Annotated in this window: 17 protein-coding genes; 9 read left to right on the plus strand and 8 right to left on the minus strand. The window is 74.6% G+C overall.

Going from position 1 to position 14,773, the window contains the following annotated elements:
- Positions 1 to 29 precede the first annotated feature (29 nt).
- The 5 genes from cbiE to cobA are packed head-to-tail and all read left to right on the plus strand — an operon-like array spanning position 30 to position 5,554.
- On the plus strand, positions 30 to 1,340 hold the full coding sequence (cbiE, locus tag AB0H52_RS12660) for a precorrin-6y C5,15-methyltransferase (decarboxylating) subunit CbiE (RefSeq protein ID WP_357947168.1): 1,311 nt from the start codon (positions 30 to 32) through the stop codon (positions 1,338 to 1,340).
- Positions 1,328 to 3,127, plus strand: coding sequence for a precorrin-3B C(17)-methyltransferase (gene cobJ / locus AB0H52_RS12665; RefSeq protein ID WP_357947023.1), 1,800 nt, complete (start codon positions 1,328 to 1,330; stop codon positions 3,125 to 3,127). The genes cbiE and cobJ overlap by 13 nt, the downstream gene beginning before the upstream one ends.
- Positions 3,115 to 3,312 carry a 4Fe-4S binding protein gene (locus tag AB0H52_RS12670; protein ID WP_151489251.1) on the plus strand — a complete coding sequence of 66 codons (198 nt, stop codon included), beginning with the start codon at positions 3,115 to 3,117 and terminating at the stop codon, positions 3,310 to 3,312. The genes cobJ and AB0H52_RS12670 overlap by 13 nt, the downstream gene beginning before the upstream one ends.
- Complete coding sequence (locus tag AB0H52_RS12675; RefSeq protein WP_357947026.1) at positions 3,309 to 3,905, plus strand: precorrin-8X methylmutase; 597 nt, start codon at positions 3,309 to 3,311, stop codon at positions 3,903 to 3,905. The genes AB0H52_RS12670 and AB0H52_RS12675 overlap by 4 nt, the downstream gene beginning before the upstream one ends.
- On the plus strand, positions 3,902 to 5,554 hold the full coding sequence (cobA, locus tag AB0H52_RS12680; RefSeq protein WP_357947029.1) for a uroporphyrinogen-III C-methyltransferase: 1,653 nt from the start codon (positions 3,902 to 3,904) through the stop codon (positions 5,552 to 5,554). The genes AB0H52_RS12675 and cobA overlap by 4 nt, the downstream gene beginning before the upstream one ends.
- Here cobA and AB0H52_RS12685 read toward each other — a convergent pair whose 3' ends face one another.
- From AB0H52_RS12685 to AB0H52_RS12715, 7 genes are all read right to left on the minus strand, one after another.
- Entirely contained in the window at positions 5,555 to 7,708 is a 2,154-nt protein-coding gene (locus AB0H52_RS12685; protein WP_357947032.1) for an FtsX-like permease family protein, read from the minus strand.
- A complete protein-coding gene (locus AB0H52_RS12690) occupies positions 7,705 to 8,385 on the minus strand; it encodes an ABC transporter ATP-binding protein (protein WP_151489247.1) in 681 nt (226 codons plus the stop codon). The genes AB0H52_RS12685 and AB0H52_RS12690 overlap by 4 nt, the downstream gene beginning before the upstream one ends.
- The gene (locus AB0H52_RS12695) at positions 8,382 to 8,906 is read right to left on the minus strand and encodes a PadR family transcriptional regulator (RefSeq protein WP_151489246.1); all 525 of its coding nucleotides are present in this window, start codon (positions 8,904 to 8,906) and stop codon (positions 8,382 to 8,384) included. Before AB0H52_RS12695 ends, AB0H52_RS12690 begins: the two co-directional genes overlap by 4 nt.
- 50 nt (positions 8,907 to 8,956) lie before the next feature.
- A complete protein-coding gene (crcB, locus tag AB0H52_RS12700; RefSeq protein WP_151489245.1) occupies positions 8,957 to 9,319 on the minus strand; it encodes a fluoride efflux transporter CrcB in 363 nt (120 codons plus the stop codon).
- A complete protein-coding gene (locus AB0H52_RS12705) occupies positions 9,316 to 9,792 on the minus strand; it encodes a CrcB family protein (protein ID WP_151489244.1) in 477 nt (158 codons plus the stop codon). The genes crcB and AB0H52_RS12705 overlap by 4 nt, the downstream gene beginning before the upstream one ends.
- A gap of 6 nt (positions 9,793 to 9,798) precedes the next feature.
- Entirely contained in the window at positions 9,799 to 10,557 is a 759-nt protein-coding gene (locus AB0H52_RS12710) for a class I SAM-dependent methyltransferase (protein ID WP_151489243.1), read from the minus strand.
- A 142-nt stretch (positions 10,558 to 10,699) separates the two neighbouring features.
- Positions 10,700 to 11,917 (minus strand): MFS transporter, encoded by a 1,218-nt coding sequence (locus AB0H52_RS12715; RefSeq protein WP_278122516.1) that lies wholly within the window; start codon positions 11,915 to 11,917, stop codon positions 10,700 to 10,702.
- A 136-nt stretch (positions 11,918 to 12,053) separates the two neighbouring features.
- Here AB0H52_RS12715 and AB0H52_RS12720 point away from each other — a divergent pair, with 136 nt between their 5' ends.
- The 4 genes from AB0H52_RS12720 to AB0H52_RS12735 all read left to right on the plus strand — a co-directional run bounded on the left by AB0H52_RS12720 (position 12,054) and on the right by AB0H52_RS12735 (position 14,045).
- Positions 12,054 to 12,503 (plus strand): MarR family transcriptional regulator, encoded by a 450-nt coding sequence (locus tag AB0H52_RS12720; RefSeq protein ID WP_151489242.1) that lies wholly within the window; start codon positions 12,054 to 12,056, stop codon positions 12,501 to 12,503.
- Between the two features lie 61 nt (positions 12,504 to 12,564).
- Complete coding sequence (locus tag AB0H52_RS12725; protein ID WP_225854295.1) at positions 12,565 to 13,071, plus strand: hypothetical protein; 507 nt, start codon at positions 12,565 to 12,567, stop codon at positions 13,069 to 13,071.
- A complete protein-coding gene (locus tag AB0H52_RS12730) occupies positions 13,068 to 13,397 on the plus strand; it encodes an AMP-binding protein (protein WP_225854294.1) in 330 nt (109 codons plus the stop codon). Before AB0H52_RS12725 ends, AB0H52_RS12730 begins: the two co-directional genes overlap by 4 nt.
- A gap of 81 nt (positions 13,398 to 13,478) precedes the next feature.
- Positions 13,479 to 14,045: a dienelactone hydrolase family protein gene (locus tag AB0H52_RS12735; protein WP_151489241.1), complete on the plus strand. Its 567-nt coding sequence runs from the start codon at positions 13,479 to 13,481 to the stop codon at positions 14,043 to 14,045.
- 34 nt (positions 14,046 to 14,079) lie between these two features.
- On the opposite strand, the gene AB0H52_RS12740 is transcribed toward AB0H52_RS12735, so the two are convergent.
- Positions 14,080 to 14,772 carry a hemerythrin domain-containing protein gene (locus tag AB0H52_RS12740; RefSeq protein WP_151489240.1) on the minus strand — a complete coding sequence of 231 codons (693 nt, stop codon included), beginning with the start codon at positions 14,770 to 14,772 and terminating at the stop codon, positions 14,080 to 14,082.
- Between the last annotated feature and the right edge of the window lies 1 nt (position 14,773).

Here is a 14,773-nt window from a genome sequence, read left to right on the forward strand (position 1 = left end):
CGGTGCCCCCGGTGACGCGGACCGCGCGTGTGGCGCCGCTGACGCCGTCCGAGCCGGTGGCGCGGACGGAGCCGGTGGCGTCGGTGACCGTGGTCGGGCTGGATGCCGCCGGTGCACCGCCGCACCCCGCCCTCGCGTCCGTGCTGGCCGCCGCCGGGCTGGTGGTGGGTGCCGCCCGGCACCTGGCCGCGGTGCCCGTGCCGGCCGGCGCGGACACCGTCACCCTCGGACCGCTCGCCCCCGCCGTGCGTCGCCTGGCCGAGGCCGTCGCCGCCGGGGTGCCAGCCGTGGTGCTGGCCAGCGGGGATCCCGGCCTGTTCGGCATCGTCCGGCGGCTACGCGCGGCCGGGCTGCCGCTGCGGGTGGTGCCGGCGGTGTCCAGTGTGGCCGCCGCGTTCGCCCGCGCCGGGCTGCCCTGGGACGGCGCCGCCGTGGTCACCGCGCACGGACGCGACCCCCGAGCCGCGCTGAACGCGTGCCGGGCACTGCCGCTGGTCGCGGTGCTCACCGCCCCCGGTGCCGGCGCGGCGGAGTTGGGCGCCGGCCTGGTCGGCTGGTCGCGTCGCCTGCTGGTCGCCGAACACCTGGGCACCGACGCGGAACGGATCCGCGCGGTGACCCCCGAGCAGGCCGCCGCCGAGAGCTGGGCCGACCCGCACGTCCTGCTCAGCCTCGCCGAGCCCGCATCGACCGGCTGCGGCGTCGGTACCGCGGGTGCGGGTCAGTCCGCCCTCGCGACCGGTGGCATGCGGGTAGACAACCAGCCCGCCGCCGCGCCGGCCGGAGGATGGGCGCTGCCGGAGACCCGGTACGCCCACCGCGACTCGATGATCAGCAAGTCCGAGGTGCGGGCTCTCGTCGTCGCCCGGCTGCGCCCCCGACTGGGTCGGTTGATCTGGGACGTCGGGGCGGGCAGCGGCTCGGTCGGCATCGAGTGCGCCCTGCTCGGCGCGGCCGTGCTCGCCGTCGAACAGGACCGGGGCGCCGGCGCGACCATCCAGGCCAACGCCGCCGCGCACGGGGTGAACGTCCGGCTCGTCGCCGCACGGGCACCGGAGGCGCTGGCCGGGCTGCCCGAGCCGGACGCGGTCTTCGTCGGCGGTGGCGGCGTCGACGTCCTCGCCGCCGTGGCGGCCCGCCGGCCCGAGCGGGTGGTCCTCACCCTGGCCGCACTGGACCGGGTCGCACCAGCCGTGGGCCTGCTGCGCGCCGCCGGCTACACGGTCGAGGGTGTCCAGCTCTCCGCCGCCCGCCTCGCCGACCTGCCCGGCGGGTCGATCCGCCTCGCGGCCACCAACCCGGTGGTCGTCCTCACCGGGGAGCGCCCGTGCACGACCTGACCGTGACCACCCGCGTCGGCCTGGTGGCGACCACCGCCGCCGGCCGCCGGCACGCCGACACCCTGGCCGCCGCCTGGCCGCACGCCCGGCTGGTCCAGGCGGAGACCGTCGCCGACGCGCTGCGGACCGCCTGGGCCGAATGCGACGCGGTGATCGCGTTCCTGGCCACCGGAGCGGTGGTACGGATCCTCGCGCCGCTGCTCGACGACAAGCGCACCGACCCGGCCGTGGTGGTCGTCGACGAGGCCGCCCGGCACGCCGTGGCCCTGCTCGGCGGGCACGCCGGCGGGGCCAACGCCCTCGCCGAGCAGGTCGCCGCGCTGCTGGACGCCCGGCCGGTGATCACCACCGCCACCGACGCGGTCGGCCTGCCGGGGCTGGACACCCTCGGCTGGCCCGTGCGGGGCGCGGTCGCCGCGGTGTCCCGGGCCATCCTGGACGGCGAGCCGGTCCAGCTGATCGCCGACGCCGACTGGCCGCTGCCCGCCCTGCCGCCGAACGTGCGCGCCGCCACCCGTTTCGAGTCCACCGCCGACGACACCACCGGCAGCGCCGCCGACGACACCACCGGCAGCGCCGCCGACGACACCACCGGCAGTGCCGCCGGGTACCGCCTGCTGGTCACCGACCGAGTGGTGCCGCTCGACGACCGGACCGCCGTGCTGCGACCCCCGTCGCTGGTCGCCGGGGTGGGCGCGAGTCGGGGCGTACCCGCCGCCGAGGTGGCGGAGCTGCTGCACCGGGTGCTGGCCGACGCCGGCCTCGACCCGGCGAGCCTGCGCTGCCTGGCCAGCGCCGACGTCAAGGCCGACGAGGCGGGCATCCGCAGCACCGCCGACGCGCTCGGCGTACCCCTGGTGACCTGGCCGGCGACGCGGCTGGCGGCCATCGACGTGCCGCACCCCAGCGAGGTGGTCCGCGCCGCGGTCGGCACGCCGAGCGTGGCGGAGGCCGCGGCGCTGCTCGGTCCGGACGGCCGGGCCGACGACGCCACGCTGCTGGTGGGGAAGACCGCGTCGGCGATGGCCACCGTGGCGGTGGCGCGGCACGCGCCGTGCGGCCGGCTGGCCGTCGTGGGGCTCGGGCCCGGCGCCGCCGACCTGCGCACCCCCCGCGCGGTCGCCGAGCTGCGCCGCGCGGCCGTGGTGGTGGGCCTGGACCAGTACCTCGACCAGGTGCGCGACCTGCTCCGTCCGGGCACCCGGGTGCTGTCCAGCGGGCTGGGCGCGGAGGAGGCACGGGCCCGCGCCGCCGTCGCCGAGGCCGCCGCCGGCCGGGCGGTCGCGCTGGTCGGGTCCGGCGACGCCGGGGTGTACGCGATGGCCAGCCCCGCCCTGGAGTACGCCGACGAGCGGATCGACGTGATCGGCGTGCCCGGGGTGACGGCCGCCCTCGCCGCCGGCGCGCTGCTCGGCGCGCCGCTGGGTCATGACCACGCCTACCTGAGCCTGTCGGACCTGCACACCCCGTGGGAGGTCATCGAGCGGCGGGTGGCGGCGGCTGCCGAGGGTGACTTCGTCACGGTGTTCTACAACCCGCGCAGCCGGGCACGCGACTGGCAGCTCGGCACGGCGCTCGGCATCCTCGCCGCGCACCGGCCAGCGGACACCCCGGTCGGCGTGGTGCGCAACGCGAGCCGCCCCGGCGAACGGGTGCACCTGGCCACGCTGTCCACCCTCGACCCGGCCGTGGTGGACATGTACAGCATCGTGCTGGTCGGCAACAGCGACACCCGGCTGGTCGGCGGACGGATGGTCACACCCCGGGGGTACCGGTGGCGTTCGTGACCATCGACGCCTGCCAGGGCTGCGGCGCCTGCCTGCTCACCTGCCCCACCCACGCGATCCGGCCGGTCGCCGGCGGCCTGACGGTACGCGCCGACCGCTGCACCGGCTGCCTGGAGTGCCTGGAGATCTGCCCGGTCGACGCGATCCGCGTCACCGGCCCGGACATGTCGGAAGGAGCCCGATGAGACGGGTGGTGCACCCGATCGAGGCGGAGTCGTATCGCATCCTGCGCGAGCGGGTCGACCTGTCCGACCTGCCGCCGCTGAGCCGCGCGGTGACCGAACGGGTCGTGCACGCCAGCGCCGACCTCGCGTACGTCGACGACCTGGTCTGCGACGAGGCCGCCCTGGAGTCGGGGCTGGCCGCGCTGCGCGCGGGCGCGCCGGTGGTGACGGACGTGGCGATGGTCGCCGCCGGCATCACCCGCGCCGGCCTGGAACTGGTCTGCCCGGTCGCCGAGCCGGCCGCCGTCGAGCTGGGCCGCTCGGCCGGCATCACCCGGTCGGCGGCGGCCGTGCGGATCGCGCTGGACCGGGTCGGGCCGGGCGCGGTCTGGGTGGTCGGCTGCGCGCCCACCGCGCTCGTCGAACTGCTGACCCTGGACGCCGCGCCGGCGCTGGTCGTCGGCCTGCCGGTCGGTTTCGTGGGTGCCGCCGAGTCGAAGGCGGCGCTGCGGGCCAGCGGCCTGCCCGCCGTGTCCAACGTGGGGGAGAAGGGCGGCTCGGCGGTCGCCGCCGCCGCCCTCAACGCCCTGCTCTACGTCGAGGAGAAGCCATGACCGGGTTGGTCATCGTCGGGCACGGTACGCGCAGCGCGGCCGGGGTCGACCAGTTCGCCGCGCTCGTCGAGCGGGTCCGCCGGCGCGGCGACGTCGCCGACGTCGAGGGCGGCTTCATCGAGCTGTCCCGGCCGCCGCTCACCGACGCGGTCGGCGCCCTCGTCGCCCGCGGGCACCGGGCAGTCGCGGCGCTGCCGCTGGTGCTCACCGCCGCCGGGCACGGCAAGGGCGACATCCCCGCCGCCATGGGCCGCGAACAGCAGCGCCACCCCGGGCTGACCTACCGTTACGGCCGCCCGCTCGGCCCCCACCCACTGCTGCACGACGCCCTGGAACAGCGCATCGACGCCGCACTGGCCGGTGCGGACCACACCGACACCGCGGAGCGGGCCGGCACGTGGGTCGCGTTGATCGGGCGGGGGTCCACCGACCCGGACGCCAACGCCGAGGTCGCCAAGGTGGCCCGACTGCTCTGGGAGGGGCGCGGCTACGCCGGTGTCGAACCGGGGTTCATCTCCCTGGCCCAGCCGTCGGTGCCGGCGGTGCTGGAGCGGCTGCGCCGCCTCGGCGCGCGGCGGATCGTGGTGGCGCCGTACTTCCTGTTCGCCGGGGTGCTGCCCGACCGCATCGTCGCGCAGTCGGCGCAGTTCGCCGCCGCGCACCCCGACCTGGACGTCCGCGTCGCCGAGGTGATCGGTGACTGCGACGCCCTCGCCGACCTCGTCCTGGAGCGCTACGCCGAGGCGCTGGGCGGGGACATCCGGATGAACTGCGACACCTGCGCGTACCGGGTGCTGATGCCCGGCTTCGCCGACAAGGTCGGCCGTCCGCAACGCCCGCACGACCACCCCGACGACCCGGTCGGCGGCCACCACCATCAACATCACCACGGGCACGACCATCACCACGACCACGGTTCGGTCGCGGTGGTCGGCGGCGGGCCCGGACCCGACGACCTGATCACGGTACGCGCGAAGGCGCTGCTCGACGCCGCGGACGTCGTGGTGGTCGACCGGCTCGCCCCGCAGGGACTGCTCGCCGGACTGCCCCCCGACGTGCTGGTGATCGACGCCGCGAAGGTGCCCCGTGGCCCGTCGATGTCGCAGGACGCCATCAACGCGGCCCTGGTGGCACACGCCCGCGCCGGGCGCCGGGTGGTGCGGCTCAAGGGCGGCGACCCGTACGTCTTCGGGCGCGGCCACGAGGAGGTGCTGGCCTGCCGGGCGGCCGGCGTGCCGGTGAGCGTGGTCCCCGGGGTGAGCAGCGCGATCGCCGCACCGGCCCTCGCCGGCGTTCCGGTCACCCACCGGGGCGTGGCGCACGACGTCACGATCGTGTCCGGGCACCTACCGCCCGGGCACCCCGACTCCCTGGTCGACTGGGCGGCGCTGGCCCGCGCCCGGGGCACCGTCGTGCTGCTGATGGCCGTCGACACCATCGCGAAGATCGCCACCGTGCTGATCGAGCATGGCCGCGCCCCGGACACCCCGGTGCTCGCCGTGCAGGACGCCGGGCTGCCGCACCAGCGGTCGGTGCCGGCCCGGCTGGACGAGATCGGCGCGGTCGCCGCCCGGGAGGGCATCGGCCCGCCCGCCGTCTTCGTCCTCGGCCCGGTGGCCGCCCTCACGAGCACCGGGCCGACGAACTGACTACTCGCTGCGGGCGGTCTCCGGCCCGGTGATGCGTTCCAGCAGCGGCAGGGTGGAGGCGATGACGCCGAGGCAGGTGACCAACCCGACGACGACGATCACGTAGAAGCGCGGCTCCGGTGCGATGAGCCGGTAGTCCATCTGTGCCCGCAGAAACAGGTGCGCGGCGAGCAGGCCCATCCCGATGGCGACCGCGGCGACGGCGAGCATCGGTATGGCGCTCTCCAGCGCGACCACCCGGCGCAGCACCCGTACCGGCGCGCCGCTGAGGCGCAGCAGGCTGAATGGGCGCCGGCGTTCGGTGAGGCCGCCGATGACGCTGACCGCGAGGCTGCACCCGCCGAGCGCGAGGCTGGCGATGATGACGACGTTGGCCAGTTGTTCCCAGCCGCGCAGCGTGTCGGCGAAGTCCGACTCGAAGTCACCGGGCACGTTCGGCCCCACCCAGAAGGTCGGGTAGGCGATCTCCAGCACGGTGCGGACGCGCTCGACGGCGGAGGCGGACCCGTCCGTGCCGACGACGATCGACACCACCGGCAGCCGCTGGAGATCGTCGAGGGTGAGCGGGGCGGCGGGCCAGACCGTCGCGGGTGACGCGGACTCCTGCCAGCGGCTGAGGCCCATCGGCACCTCGATGACGCTCGCGCCCTCGGCGCACCGGCCGTAGGCGCTGGGGAGGTCGGTGCACGCGATCACCCCGGCCTCGCCCGCGGTGGTCACCTCCGGGTTCTCGCGGATGGCGGTCGCGGAGCGCACCCCGGTGATCGCGCGCAGCTCGGTGAAGAGCGTGTCGGGCACCGACGGCGTCTTCTCGTCGAAGACCGTGGTCACGGTGCCCGCGTCGGTCGAGCCGGTGGGGGCCGGGCCGCGGTTCGTGACGATCGTGGTGATCACGCCGACGGCCACGCTCGTCACGAAGAGCGCGAGCATGATGCCGCTGATGGCCCGGAAGCCGGCCTTCGGGTTGTCGGCGAGGCGTCGCGCGGCGATGAGCGCGGCGGGTCGATTGGCGTACCGGGCCAGGATCCGGGCACCGACCATCGTCAACCACGGACCGGCGAAGACCAGGCCGGCCATGATGAGCAGCAGGGCGGGCAGGAAGATCGCGGTCTGGCCGTCGGACGTTTCCGGCTTGAAGCCGATGGCGAAGAACAGCACGGCGAGACCGAGCAGGGCCGGGATCAGCCGGTACGCGCGCGGTGCCCGGGGGGTGACGCGGCGGGTGACGCCCAGCGGCGAGATCCGGACGCGGCGCAGGGAAACCTGGGCCGCCACCGCCGCGCCGACCGGGACGCCCAGCGCCACCAGCAGGGCATCCAGCACGCCCAGTGACATGTCGCTGGGAAAGAACGGCATGCCGGTGAACGGGATCCCCGCCAGGGGGTCGCGGAAGGCATAGAACAGTCCGAAGCCGACGGCGGTGCCGGCGACGGCGGCGGCGGCCGCCTCCACGGCGGCGACCAGGGAGATCTGCCTCGGTGTCGCGCCGACCAGGCGCATCGCGGCGAAGCGCTGCTCCCGGCGGGCCGCGCTGAGCCGCGTGGCCGTGCCGATGAAGATCAAGACAGGAAACAGCAGCCCGCCGGCGATCACACCCAGGATGAGGTTGACCGTCGTCTCCGGGATGGCGGGGGTGTCGCCGACGCTGGTGACCTGTTTCGCAGCCGGCAGTTTGGCGACCTCGTCGGGGGTGCCGCCCGCGACGACGAGCAGGGTGTCCGGCGAGGTCAGCGCGGCCGGCCCGACGGTGCCCAGGTCACGCCCCGGGTAGCGGTCGCCCAGTTGGTCGGCCGGTTGGGCGGCCAGCAGTGCCCGCAACGCGGGCGAGGCGTAGTACTCGCCCGGCCCCGGAGTTGCCGGGACGCCGACCGGGGTGGGCGCGGTCGGCCCGGTCGCGGCGACGTCGATCCGGATGATCTGCTTGCCCTGGAAGTAGTCCTGCCGGGTCGACCACCACAGCGGGTCGGCGTCGCCGGCGGAGGCGTTCGGATACATCGACGCGTACCGGGTGAGCTGGGCGTTGACCGCGTTGACCCCGGCCAGAGTGGTCAGCAGCAGTCCACTGCCGACGGCGACGGCGGCGGCGATGACGAGCAGGCGGGTGAGCGCCTCGCGGCCGCCGGCCACGGCGAGGCGGAGCCCGAAGCGGATCACGAGGCGATCCGGTCCGGCGCGTTGACGCGCCCGTCGCGGACCATGACCTCACGGTCGGCGTACGCCGCGATCCGGGGTTCGTGGGTGACCAGGATGACCGTGGTGCCCTGCTCGCGGGCGGCGCTGACCAGCAGGTCCATCACCTGCTCGCCGGTGAGCGAGTCGAGTGCGCCGGTCGGCTCGTCGGCGAAGAGCACCTGCGGCTCGGCGACCAGCCCGCGGGCCAGGGCGACGCGCTGCGCCTGCCCGCCGGACAGCTCACCCGAGCGCCGCTGCTCCAGACCGTCCAGGCCGAGGCGCGCGAACCAGGCACTCGCCTTCGGCAGCGCCTGCTTGCGGTGTACGCCGCTGAGCAGCAGCGGCAGGGCGACGTTCTCCACCGCGGTGAGCTCGGGGACCAGCTGGCCGAACTGGAACACGAAACCGAAGCGGTCCCGGCGAAGGCTGCTGCGCTGGGTCTCGGTCATGGCGTCGACCCGGACCCCGTCGAAGAGGATCTCGCCGGAGTCGGGCACCAGGATGCCGGCCAGGCAGTGCAGCAGGGTGGACTTGCCCGAGCCGCTGGGGCCCATGACGGCGAGGATCTCGCCCGCGTCCACGGCGACGCTGGCGCCGCGCAGCGCGGCGGTCTGGCCGAAGGCGAACGTCACGTCGCGTGCCTCGATCACGACGCTCATGGCCGCACCTCCTTGCGCAGGGCGTCCAGTCGGGCGCCGGTCATCTCGATCCACCGGAGGTCCGCCTCCAGGTGGTACAGCCCGTGGTCGGCGAGCAGCGCGTCGACCAGGCTGCCGGCGCGCTTGATCTCGGTCAGCTCACGCATCCGCCGCAGGTGCGCGCTGCGCTGGGTGTCGAGGTACTCGGCGGCCGGCCGGTCCAGCATCAGCGCGAGCACGACCTTCGCGAAGAGCACCGTCTGCAGGTGCGGCTCGGGATCGACCGGCTGGGTCAGCCACTGCTCGACCTCGGTCGCGCCGACGTCGGTGATGATGTAGCGCTTGCGGTCGGGGCCGGACCCGGGGGCGACGTCGCTGATCACCACCTTGCCGTCGCGGGCCAGCCGGCTGAGGGTGGAGTAGACCTGGCCGAACGGCAGCGGCTTGCCCCGGCCGAAGAAGGCGTCGTAGTCGCGCTTCAGGTCGTACCCGTGGCTGGGCTCGCGTTCGAGGAGGCCGAGAAGGGTCAGTGGGACGCTCATGAGGGGAGACTACACCGAGGGTATACCTCGCGTATATACCCTCGGTGTGGTCAGCCGGTCAGAGCGCGGCCCAGGGCGTATCCGACGGAGGCGGCGGCGAGCCCGGCGGCGATGCTGCCGAGCACGTTGGCCAGGGCGAGCAGACGGTGACCGCCCCGGGTCAACCGCAGCGTCTCGTAGCTGAACGTGGAGTAGGTGGTCAGCGCGCCGCAGAACCCGGTGCCGACCAGCGCGGTCACCGCCGGGCCGGCCGGCGACCCGACGAGGGCGCCGAGCAGCAACGACCCGATCACGTTGACGGTCAGCGTGCCCCAGGGAAACGCGGAGTCGTGCCGGGACTGCACGGCCCGGTCGGTCAGGTAGCGCAGTGGCGCGCCGACGGCCGCGCCCAGGGCGATGAGCAACACGGTCATCGGGCGGCCCTCGGCCGCAGCAGTCCTGCCGTGACGGCGTCGCCCAGCCCGACCGCGACGAGCGCACCGAGCACCGTCGCGGCGAGATACGCCAGCGCGGTGCCCGGTGCGCCCTCGACGAGGGCCTGCTGGACGTCCACCGCGTAGGTGGAGAACGTGGTGAACCCGCCGAGCACACCGACCCCGAGGAACGGGCGGGCCAGGGGGTGCCCGCCGCCGAGGTGCCCGAGCACCGCCATCAGCACGCCGATCAGCAGGCAGCCGGACACGTTGACGCCGAACGTCGCCCAGCCGAAGCCGGTCGGCGGGTGCGGGGCGGCGTGCTGCAGGCCGGCTCGGGCCAGCGCACCGAGCACCCCGCCGGCCGCGATCGTGGCGAGAATCGTCGCGGGGTGCGCGGTCAGCTCACTCCGGTCGGCGGGGACGCGGAGATCGACGTCGGGATCGGTGCGCTGGTCCGGCGGCTCTGACACGGGTCCTTAGCGTACTGCCGCGACGGCCGCGTCCGGGCCGCCCCGCCACACCGTGCCGACCTCGCCGAACCCGGCGGCGGTGAGCGCGGCCAGGTGCCAGGAGGCCGGCGGGTTGAAATCCGGGCTGTGCCCGCTCGGGTAGATGGCCTGCCGCTGGGCGACCAGCGGTGCGAGCTCCGGATCGGCGGCGGCCCGCGCCCACCAGTCCGACCAGGACAGCACCGAGCCGGCCGCGTACCGGGCGTTGCGCCGGTCGCGCGCCCGGTCCGTCAGTCGTTTGGTCAGCTCCGGCAGGGTGTCGTCGGGCATGTGGTCGGCATTGACGAGGATTCCGCCCGGTCGCAGCACGTCGCGCAGCTCGGCGTAGAGCTGGCCGAGCCGGTCGGCGGGCAGCCAGTGCAGGGCGGTGGCGGTGAGCACGGCGTCGTACTCGCGGTGGGGGAGCGCGGAGCGCCAGTCGGGGGTGCCGAGGTCGGCGGTGACGATCGTGGCCCGGTCGGCGAGGGAGGCGCCGACGATGGCGAGCAGCGCCGGGTCGAGGTCGACCAGGGTCACCTCGGCGCCGGGGAAGCGGGCCAGCGCCCGCAGGGTGATGGTGCCGGTGCCGCCGGCCAGGTCGAGCAGGCGCGGCGGCCGGCCGTCGAGGACCGCGTCGACCGCGTCGAGCATGGCGGTGAGGCGGTGGTCCCGGTCCGGCATGAACGCCTCCTGCTGGCGGTCCCAGCTCTCCTGCCACGCCGACGGATCCGTGATGTAAGGACTCATGACGATCAGGCTAGTTACCTGAGTGGGCCAGGTCCAGACCTTGTTGCACATGTTTTGCAATTAAGGGATGCTCGCGGGGGGATGATCAGAGCGACGCCGGGTCGGATGTTCCGCCCGACCCGGCGCCCCGCACGTCGATGGCTCAGACCGGCGCCGGCGTCCGGTCCGCCTCGGCCGTCGCCGGCGTACGGCGGGCCAGCCGCAGCGCGCCCAGCAGGACGCCCAGGCCGACCAGGGTGAGCGCGGCGCCCGCCCAGATGGGCGCGGTGTAGCCGAGCCCGGCGGCGATGGTCACCCCGCCGACCCAGGCGCCCAGCGCGTTGCCGAGGTTGAACGCCGCGATGTTCGCCCCCGAGGCGAGGGTCGGCGCCTCCTGGGCGTACCGCATGATCCGCATCTGCAGCGGCGGCACGGTGGCGAACCCGAAGCCGCCCATCAGCACCAGCGAGACGACGGTCAGCGCCGGGCTCGTCGCGGTCAGGGCGAACCCGACGAGCACCACGGTGAGCGCGGCCAGCACGGTGACCAGCGTGCGCGACAGCGACACGTCCGCCGCCCGGCCGCCGAGCAGGTTGCCGGCGAAGAGCCCCACTCCGAAGAGGACGAGCAGCCACGGCACGGTGCCGGCGGCGAAGCCACTGACCTCGGTGAGCGTGTAGGCGATGTAGGTGAACGCGCCGAACATGCCCCCGAAGCCCAGCACCGTGATCACCAGTGAGAGCCAGACCTGCGAGTGGGTGAAGGCGCGCAGCTCGCCGCGCAGCCCGCCGGCCGGACCCGCCCCGTCGACGGCACCGCGACCGGGTACGAGCAGCGCCAGCCCGATCAGGGCGACCACGCCGATGCCGGTGATCGCCCAGAACGTGGACCGCCAGCCGAGGTGCTGGCCGAGGAAGGTGCCGAACGGCACGCCCAGCACGTTGGCGATGGTCAGCCCGGCGAACATCATGGCGATCGCGCCCGCCCGCCGGGCCGGCGCGACGAGGCCGGCGGCCACCACGGCGCCGATGCCGAAGAACGCGCCGTGGCAGAGCGCGGCGACGATCCGGCCGGCCATCATCACGGCGTAGTCGCCGGCGACCGCGCAGAGCAGGTTGCCGATGATGAACAGCACCAGCAGGCCGAGCAGCACCGGCTTGCGCGGCAGTCGGGTGACCGCGGCGGTGAGGGCCACCCCGCCGACGGCCACGCTGAGCGCGTAGCCGGAGATCAGCCAGCCGGCCACCGGCTCGGTGACCGCGAAGTCGTCGGCCACCTCGGGTAGGAGGCCCATGATCACGAACTCGGTGAGCCCGATGCCGAAGGCGCCGAGGGCCAGCGCGATCAAACCGGGCGGCAGGGACGGGTGGCGTACGGACATGGTCTTCCCATCGGGGAGGGGTCAGATAGGCGGCGTATGCAACTAAGCGCGCCAGCAATGAAATACTTGCACACGCTTTATATCGGCGCAAGCGTGGTAGCCTGGGGTCGTCCAGATCACCACCCGGGAGGCCGGCATGGGCATCGCCGACGATGCGGTCGAGATCCGCGCGCAGGGCTGGCGCACCCTCGCCGCGCTGCACGGGCTGATCGAGACGTCCCTGGAACGGGCGTTGCAGTCCGGTCACGAGCTGTCCGTCGTCGAATACACGGTGCTCGACGCGCTCTCCCGACAGGACGGCTGGCACATGCGGATGAGTCAGCTCGCCCGCGCGGCCGCGCTCTCCAGCAGCGCCACCACCCGCCTCGTCACCCGCCTCGAACAGCGCGGCCTGCTCACCCGGATCCTCTGCGCCGACGACCGGCGCGGCATCTACACCGAGCTGACCCCGGCCGGCTCCGACCTGCTCGCCCGTGCCCGACCCACCCATGACCGGGTGCTCACCGGCGCGCTGGCCGAGGCGGAGGCCACCCCCGAGTTGGCCCCGCTGGTCGACGCCCTGCACCGCCTGCCAGCGGCCCGCTGACCGACCCGGGCGTACGGTGACCGGCAGTCCCGGCCGGGGACCGTCGCGAAGGAGGCAGGCGATGCAGGACCGCACCCCTCGTCCCGAGGAGCTGGAGCCGATCGAGCGCGCTGGCGTCGACGAGCTCCGCGACCTGCAACGTGAGCGGCTGCGCTGGTCGTTGCGGCACGCGTACGACAACGTGCCGCACTACCGCCGCGCGTTCGACGCCGCCGGGGTGCACCCCGACGACTGCCGCGACCTCGACGACCTGGCCCGCTTCCCGTTCACCGGCAAGGCGGAGCTGCGGGACAACTACCCGTTCGGCATGTTCGCCGTACCCCGCGAGCGGGTCGCCCGGCTACACGCCTCCTCCGGCACCACCGGCCGACCCACCGTGGTCGGCTACACCCGCGACGACCTGCGTACCTGGGCGCGCCTGATGGCCCGGTCGATCCGTGCCTCCGGCGGCCGTCCCGGCGACCGGGTGCACGTCGCGTACGGCTACGGGCTCTTCACCGGCGGACTGGGCGCGCACTACGGCGCCGAGGAACTGGGCTGCACGGTCATCCGGTCTCCGGGGGCATGACCGAACGTCAGGTGATGCTGATCCGCGACTTCGAACCCGAGGTCATCATGGTCACGCCCAGCTACATGCTCGCCATCGTGGACGAGATGCAGCGCCAGGGTCTCGACCCCCGCGCCACGTCACTGCGGGTGGGCATCTTCGGGGCGGAGCCGTGGACCGAGGACATGCGCCGGGAGATGCAGCAGCGGCTGGACATCCACGCGGTCGACATCTACGGGCTCTCCGAGGTGATGGGTCCGGGCGTGGCCACCGAGTGCGTCGAGACCAAGGACGGGCTGCACCTCTGGGAGAGGAGATCGCCGCGATGCCCCCGCCGAGCGCCCTGATACCCCGGCTGGCCGCACTGGTCTGACCCCCGCCCCGCGTGGCCGGGCCATCCTGCCGCCCCCCTGCGGCAGGATGGCCCGATGCGACACGTCGTGCTGTTCCACTCCGTGTACGGGTTGCGGCCCGCCGTCCGCGCCGCCGCGGACCGGTTGCGCGCCGCCGGGCACCAGGTCACCGCCCCCGATCTGTACGGCGTCCCGGCCACCGACGTCGTCGAGGAGGGCTTCGCGCTGCTCGACAAGATCGGCCACGAGGTGGTGCTCGACCGGGCCCGCGCGGCGCTGCACGACCTGCCCCCGCAGACCGTGCTCGCCGGCTTCTCGATGGGCGCCGGTGTGGCCGGGGCGCTGCTGGCCGAGCGCCCCGACGCCGCCGGCCTGCTCCTGCTGCACGGCACCGGCGGCGCACCGGACGCGGTCCGCCCGGGGCTGCCGGTGCACCTGCATCTCGCCGACCCTGATCCGTACGACGCGCCGGACGAGGTCGACGAGTGGCGGCAGGCGATGACCGACGCCGGCACCGACCTGACCGTCTACCGTTACCCCGGCGTCGGGCACCTGTTCACCGACCCGGACCTGGCCGAGTACGCCCCGGACGCCGCCGCCGCGGCCTGGGCCCGGGTGCTGGCCTTCCTCGCCGCCGACTGAGCGTCGAGGTCCGCCGGCCGCCGTGGCCCCGGGCTCACCGGGCGCCAGCGCCGACGCGCGGCGGCGTGGCGGTGCCGTAGACCCGCTTGGCGTGCGCGGCGTACGACCGGGGCGCGATGACCGGCATGAGCAGCCGTGCCGGCAGTGGGGCGTGCGCGAGCACCGCCTTGATCACAGCCGGGTCGCCCTCGTACATGGCCATGCCGAAGCTCAGCGGCAGAACCTTCTTCGGGAGGTCGCGCATCGTGTGCTCACCGAGCTGCGCCCACTCCGCCGCGGTGACGTACTTCTCCGCCAGCGGCAGGATCTCGGCCTCCTCCATGGCCATGTGCTCGGTCGCCGCGGCGCCCAGACGCTCCAGGGCGTCAGCCAGGATGTTCCCGTCGCGGGCTGTCCGGCGCCAGGCGGGGAGCAGGGCGACGACCGCCGTGTAGGCCTGCTCGATGGCGTGGTGCTGCGCCTGCATGGTGGGGACGACGGCAGCCGCCTCCGCGCCTCCGCGCTCGGCGAGCAGCGGCCACAGGTACACGTCCTCGCCCTCGTGGTGCAGGTGCAGCTGCTGGCACATGAGCGCGGCGTGGGCACCGACGACCTCCGCGCGCTTCACATCATCCGGCCGCACGTCGCGGACGAGCTGCGGAAGCAGGCCGAACTCGCGACGGAACACGATGTGCACCATGTACATGTCGCGCACGTCGGCCATGGCTTGCTGGTGGTTCTGAGTCACG

It is taken from the genome of Micromonospora sp. NPDC050695 (assembly GCF_040654415.1).
Lineage (GTDB): Bacteria > Actinomycetota > Actinomycetes > Mycobacteriales > Micromonosporaceae > Micromonospora.

Bases quoted from the DNA above. Each gene is read 5' to 3' on its own strand.
- AB0H52_RS12675 (WP_357947026.1), top strand. From the start codon at position 3,309: ATGAGACGGGTGGTGCACCCGATCGAGGCGGAGTCGTATCGCATCCTG.
- cobA (WP_357947029.1), top strand. From the start codon at position 3,902: ATGACCGGGTTGGTCATCGTCGGGCACGGTACGCGCAGCGCGGCCGGG.
- AB0H52_RS12690 (WP_151489247.1), bottom strand. From the start codon at position 8,385: ATGAGCGTCGTGATCGAGGCACGCGACGTGACGTTCGCCTTCGGCCAG.
- AB0H52_RS12695 (WP_151489246.1), bottom strand. From the start codon at position 8,906: ATGAGCGTCCCACTGACCCTTCTCGGCCTCCTCGAACGCGAGCCCAGC.
- crcB (WP_151489245.1), bottom strand. From the start codon at position 9,319: ATGACCGTGTTGCTCATCGCCCTGGGCGCGGCCGTCGGCGCGCCACTG.
- AB0H52_RS12710 (WP_151489243.1), bottom strand. From the start codon at position 10,557: ATGAGTCCTTACATCACGGATCCGTCGGCGTGGCAGGAGAGCTGGGAC.
- AB0H52_RS12715 (WP_278122516.1), bottom strand. From the start codon at position 11,917: ATGTCCGTACGCCACCCGTCCCTGCCGCCCGGTTTGATCGCGCTGGCC.
- AB0H52_RS12720 (WP_151489242.1), top strand. From the start codon at position 12,054: ATGGGCATCGCCGACGATGCGGTCGAGATCCGCGCGCAGGGCTGGCGC.
- AB0H52_RS12725 (WP_225854295.1), top strand. From the start codon at position 12,565: ATGCAGGACCGCACCCCTCGTCCCGAGGAGCTGGAGCCGATCGAGCGC.
- AB0H52_RS12730 (WP_225854294.1), top strand. From the start codon at position 13,068: ATGACCGAACGTCAGGTGATGCTGATCCGCGACTTCGAACCCGAGGTC.
- AB0H52_RS12735 (WP_151489241.1), top strand. From the start codon at position 13,479: ATGCGACACGTCGTGCTGTTCCACTCCGTGTACGGGTTGCGGCCCGCC.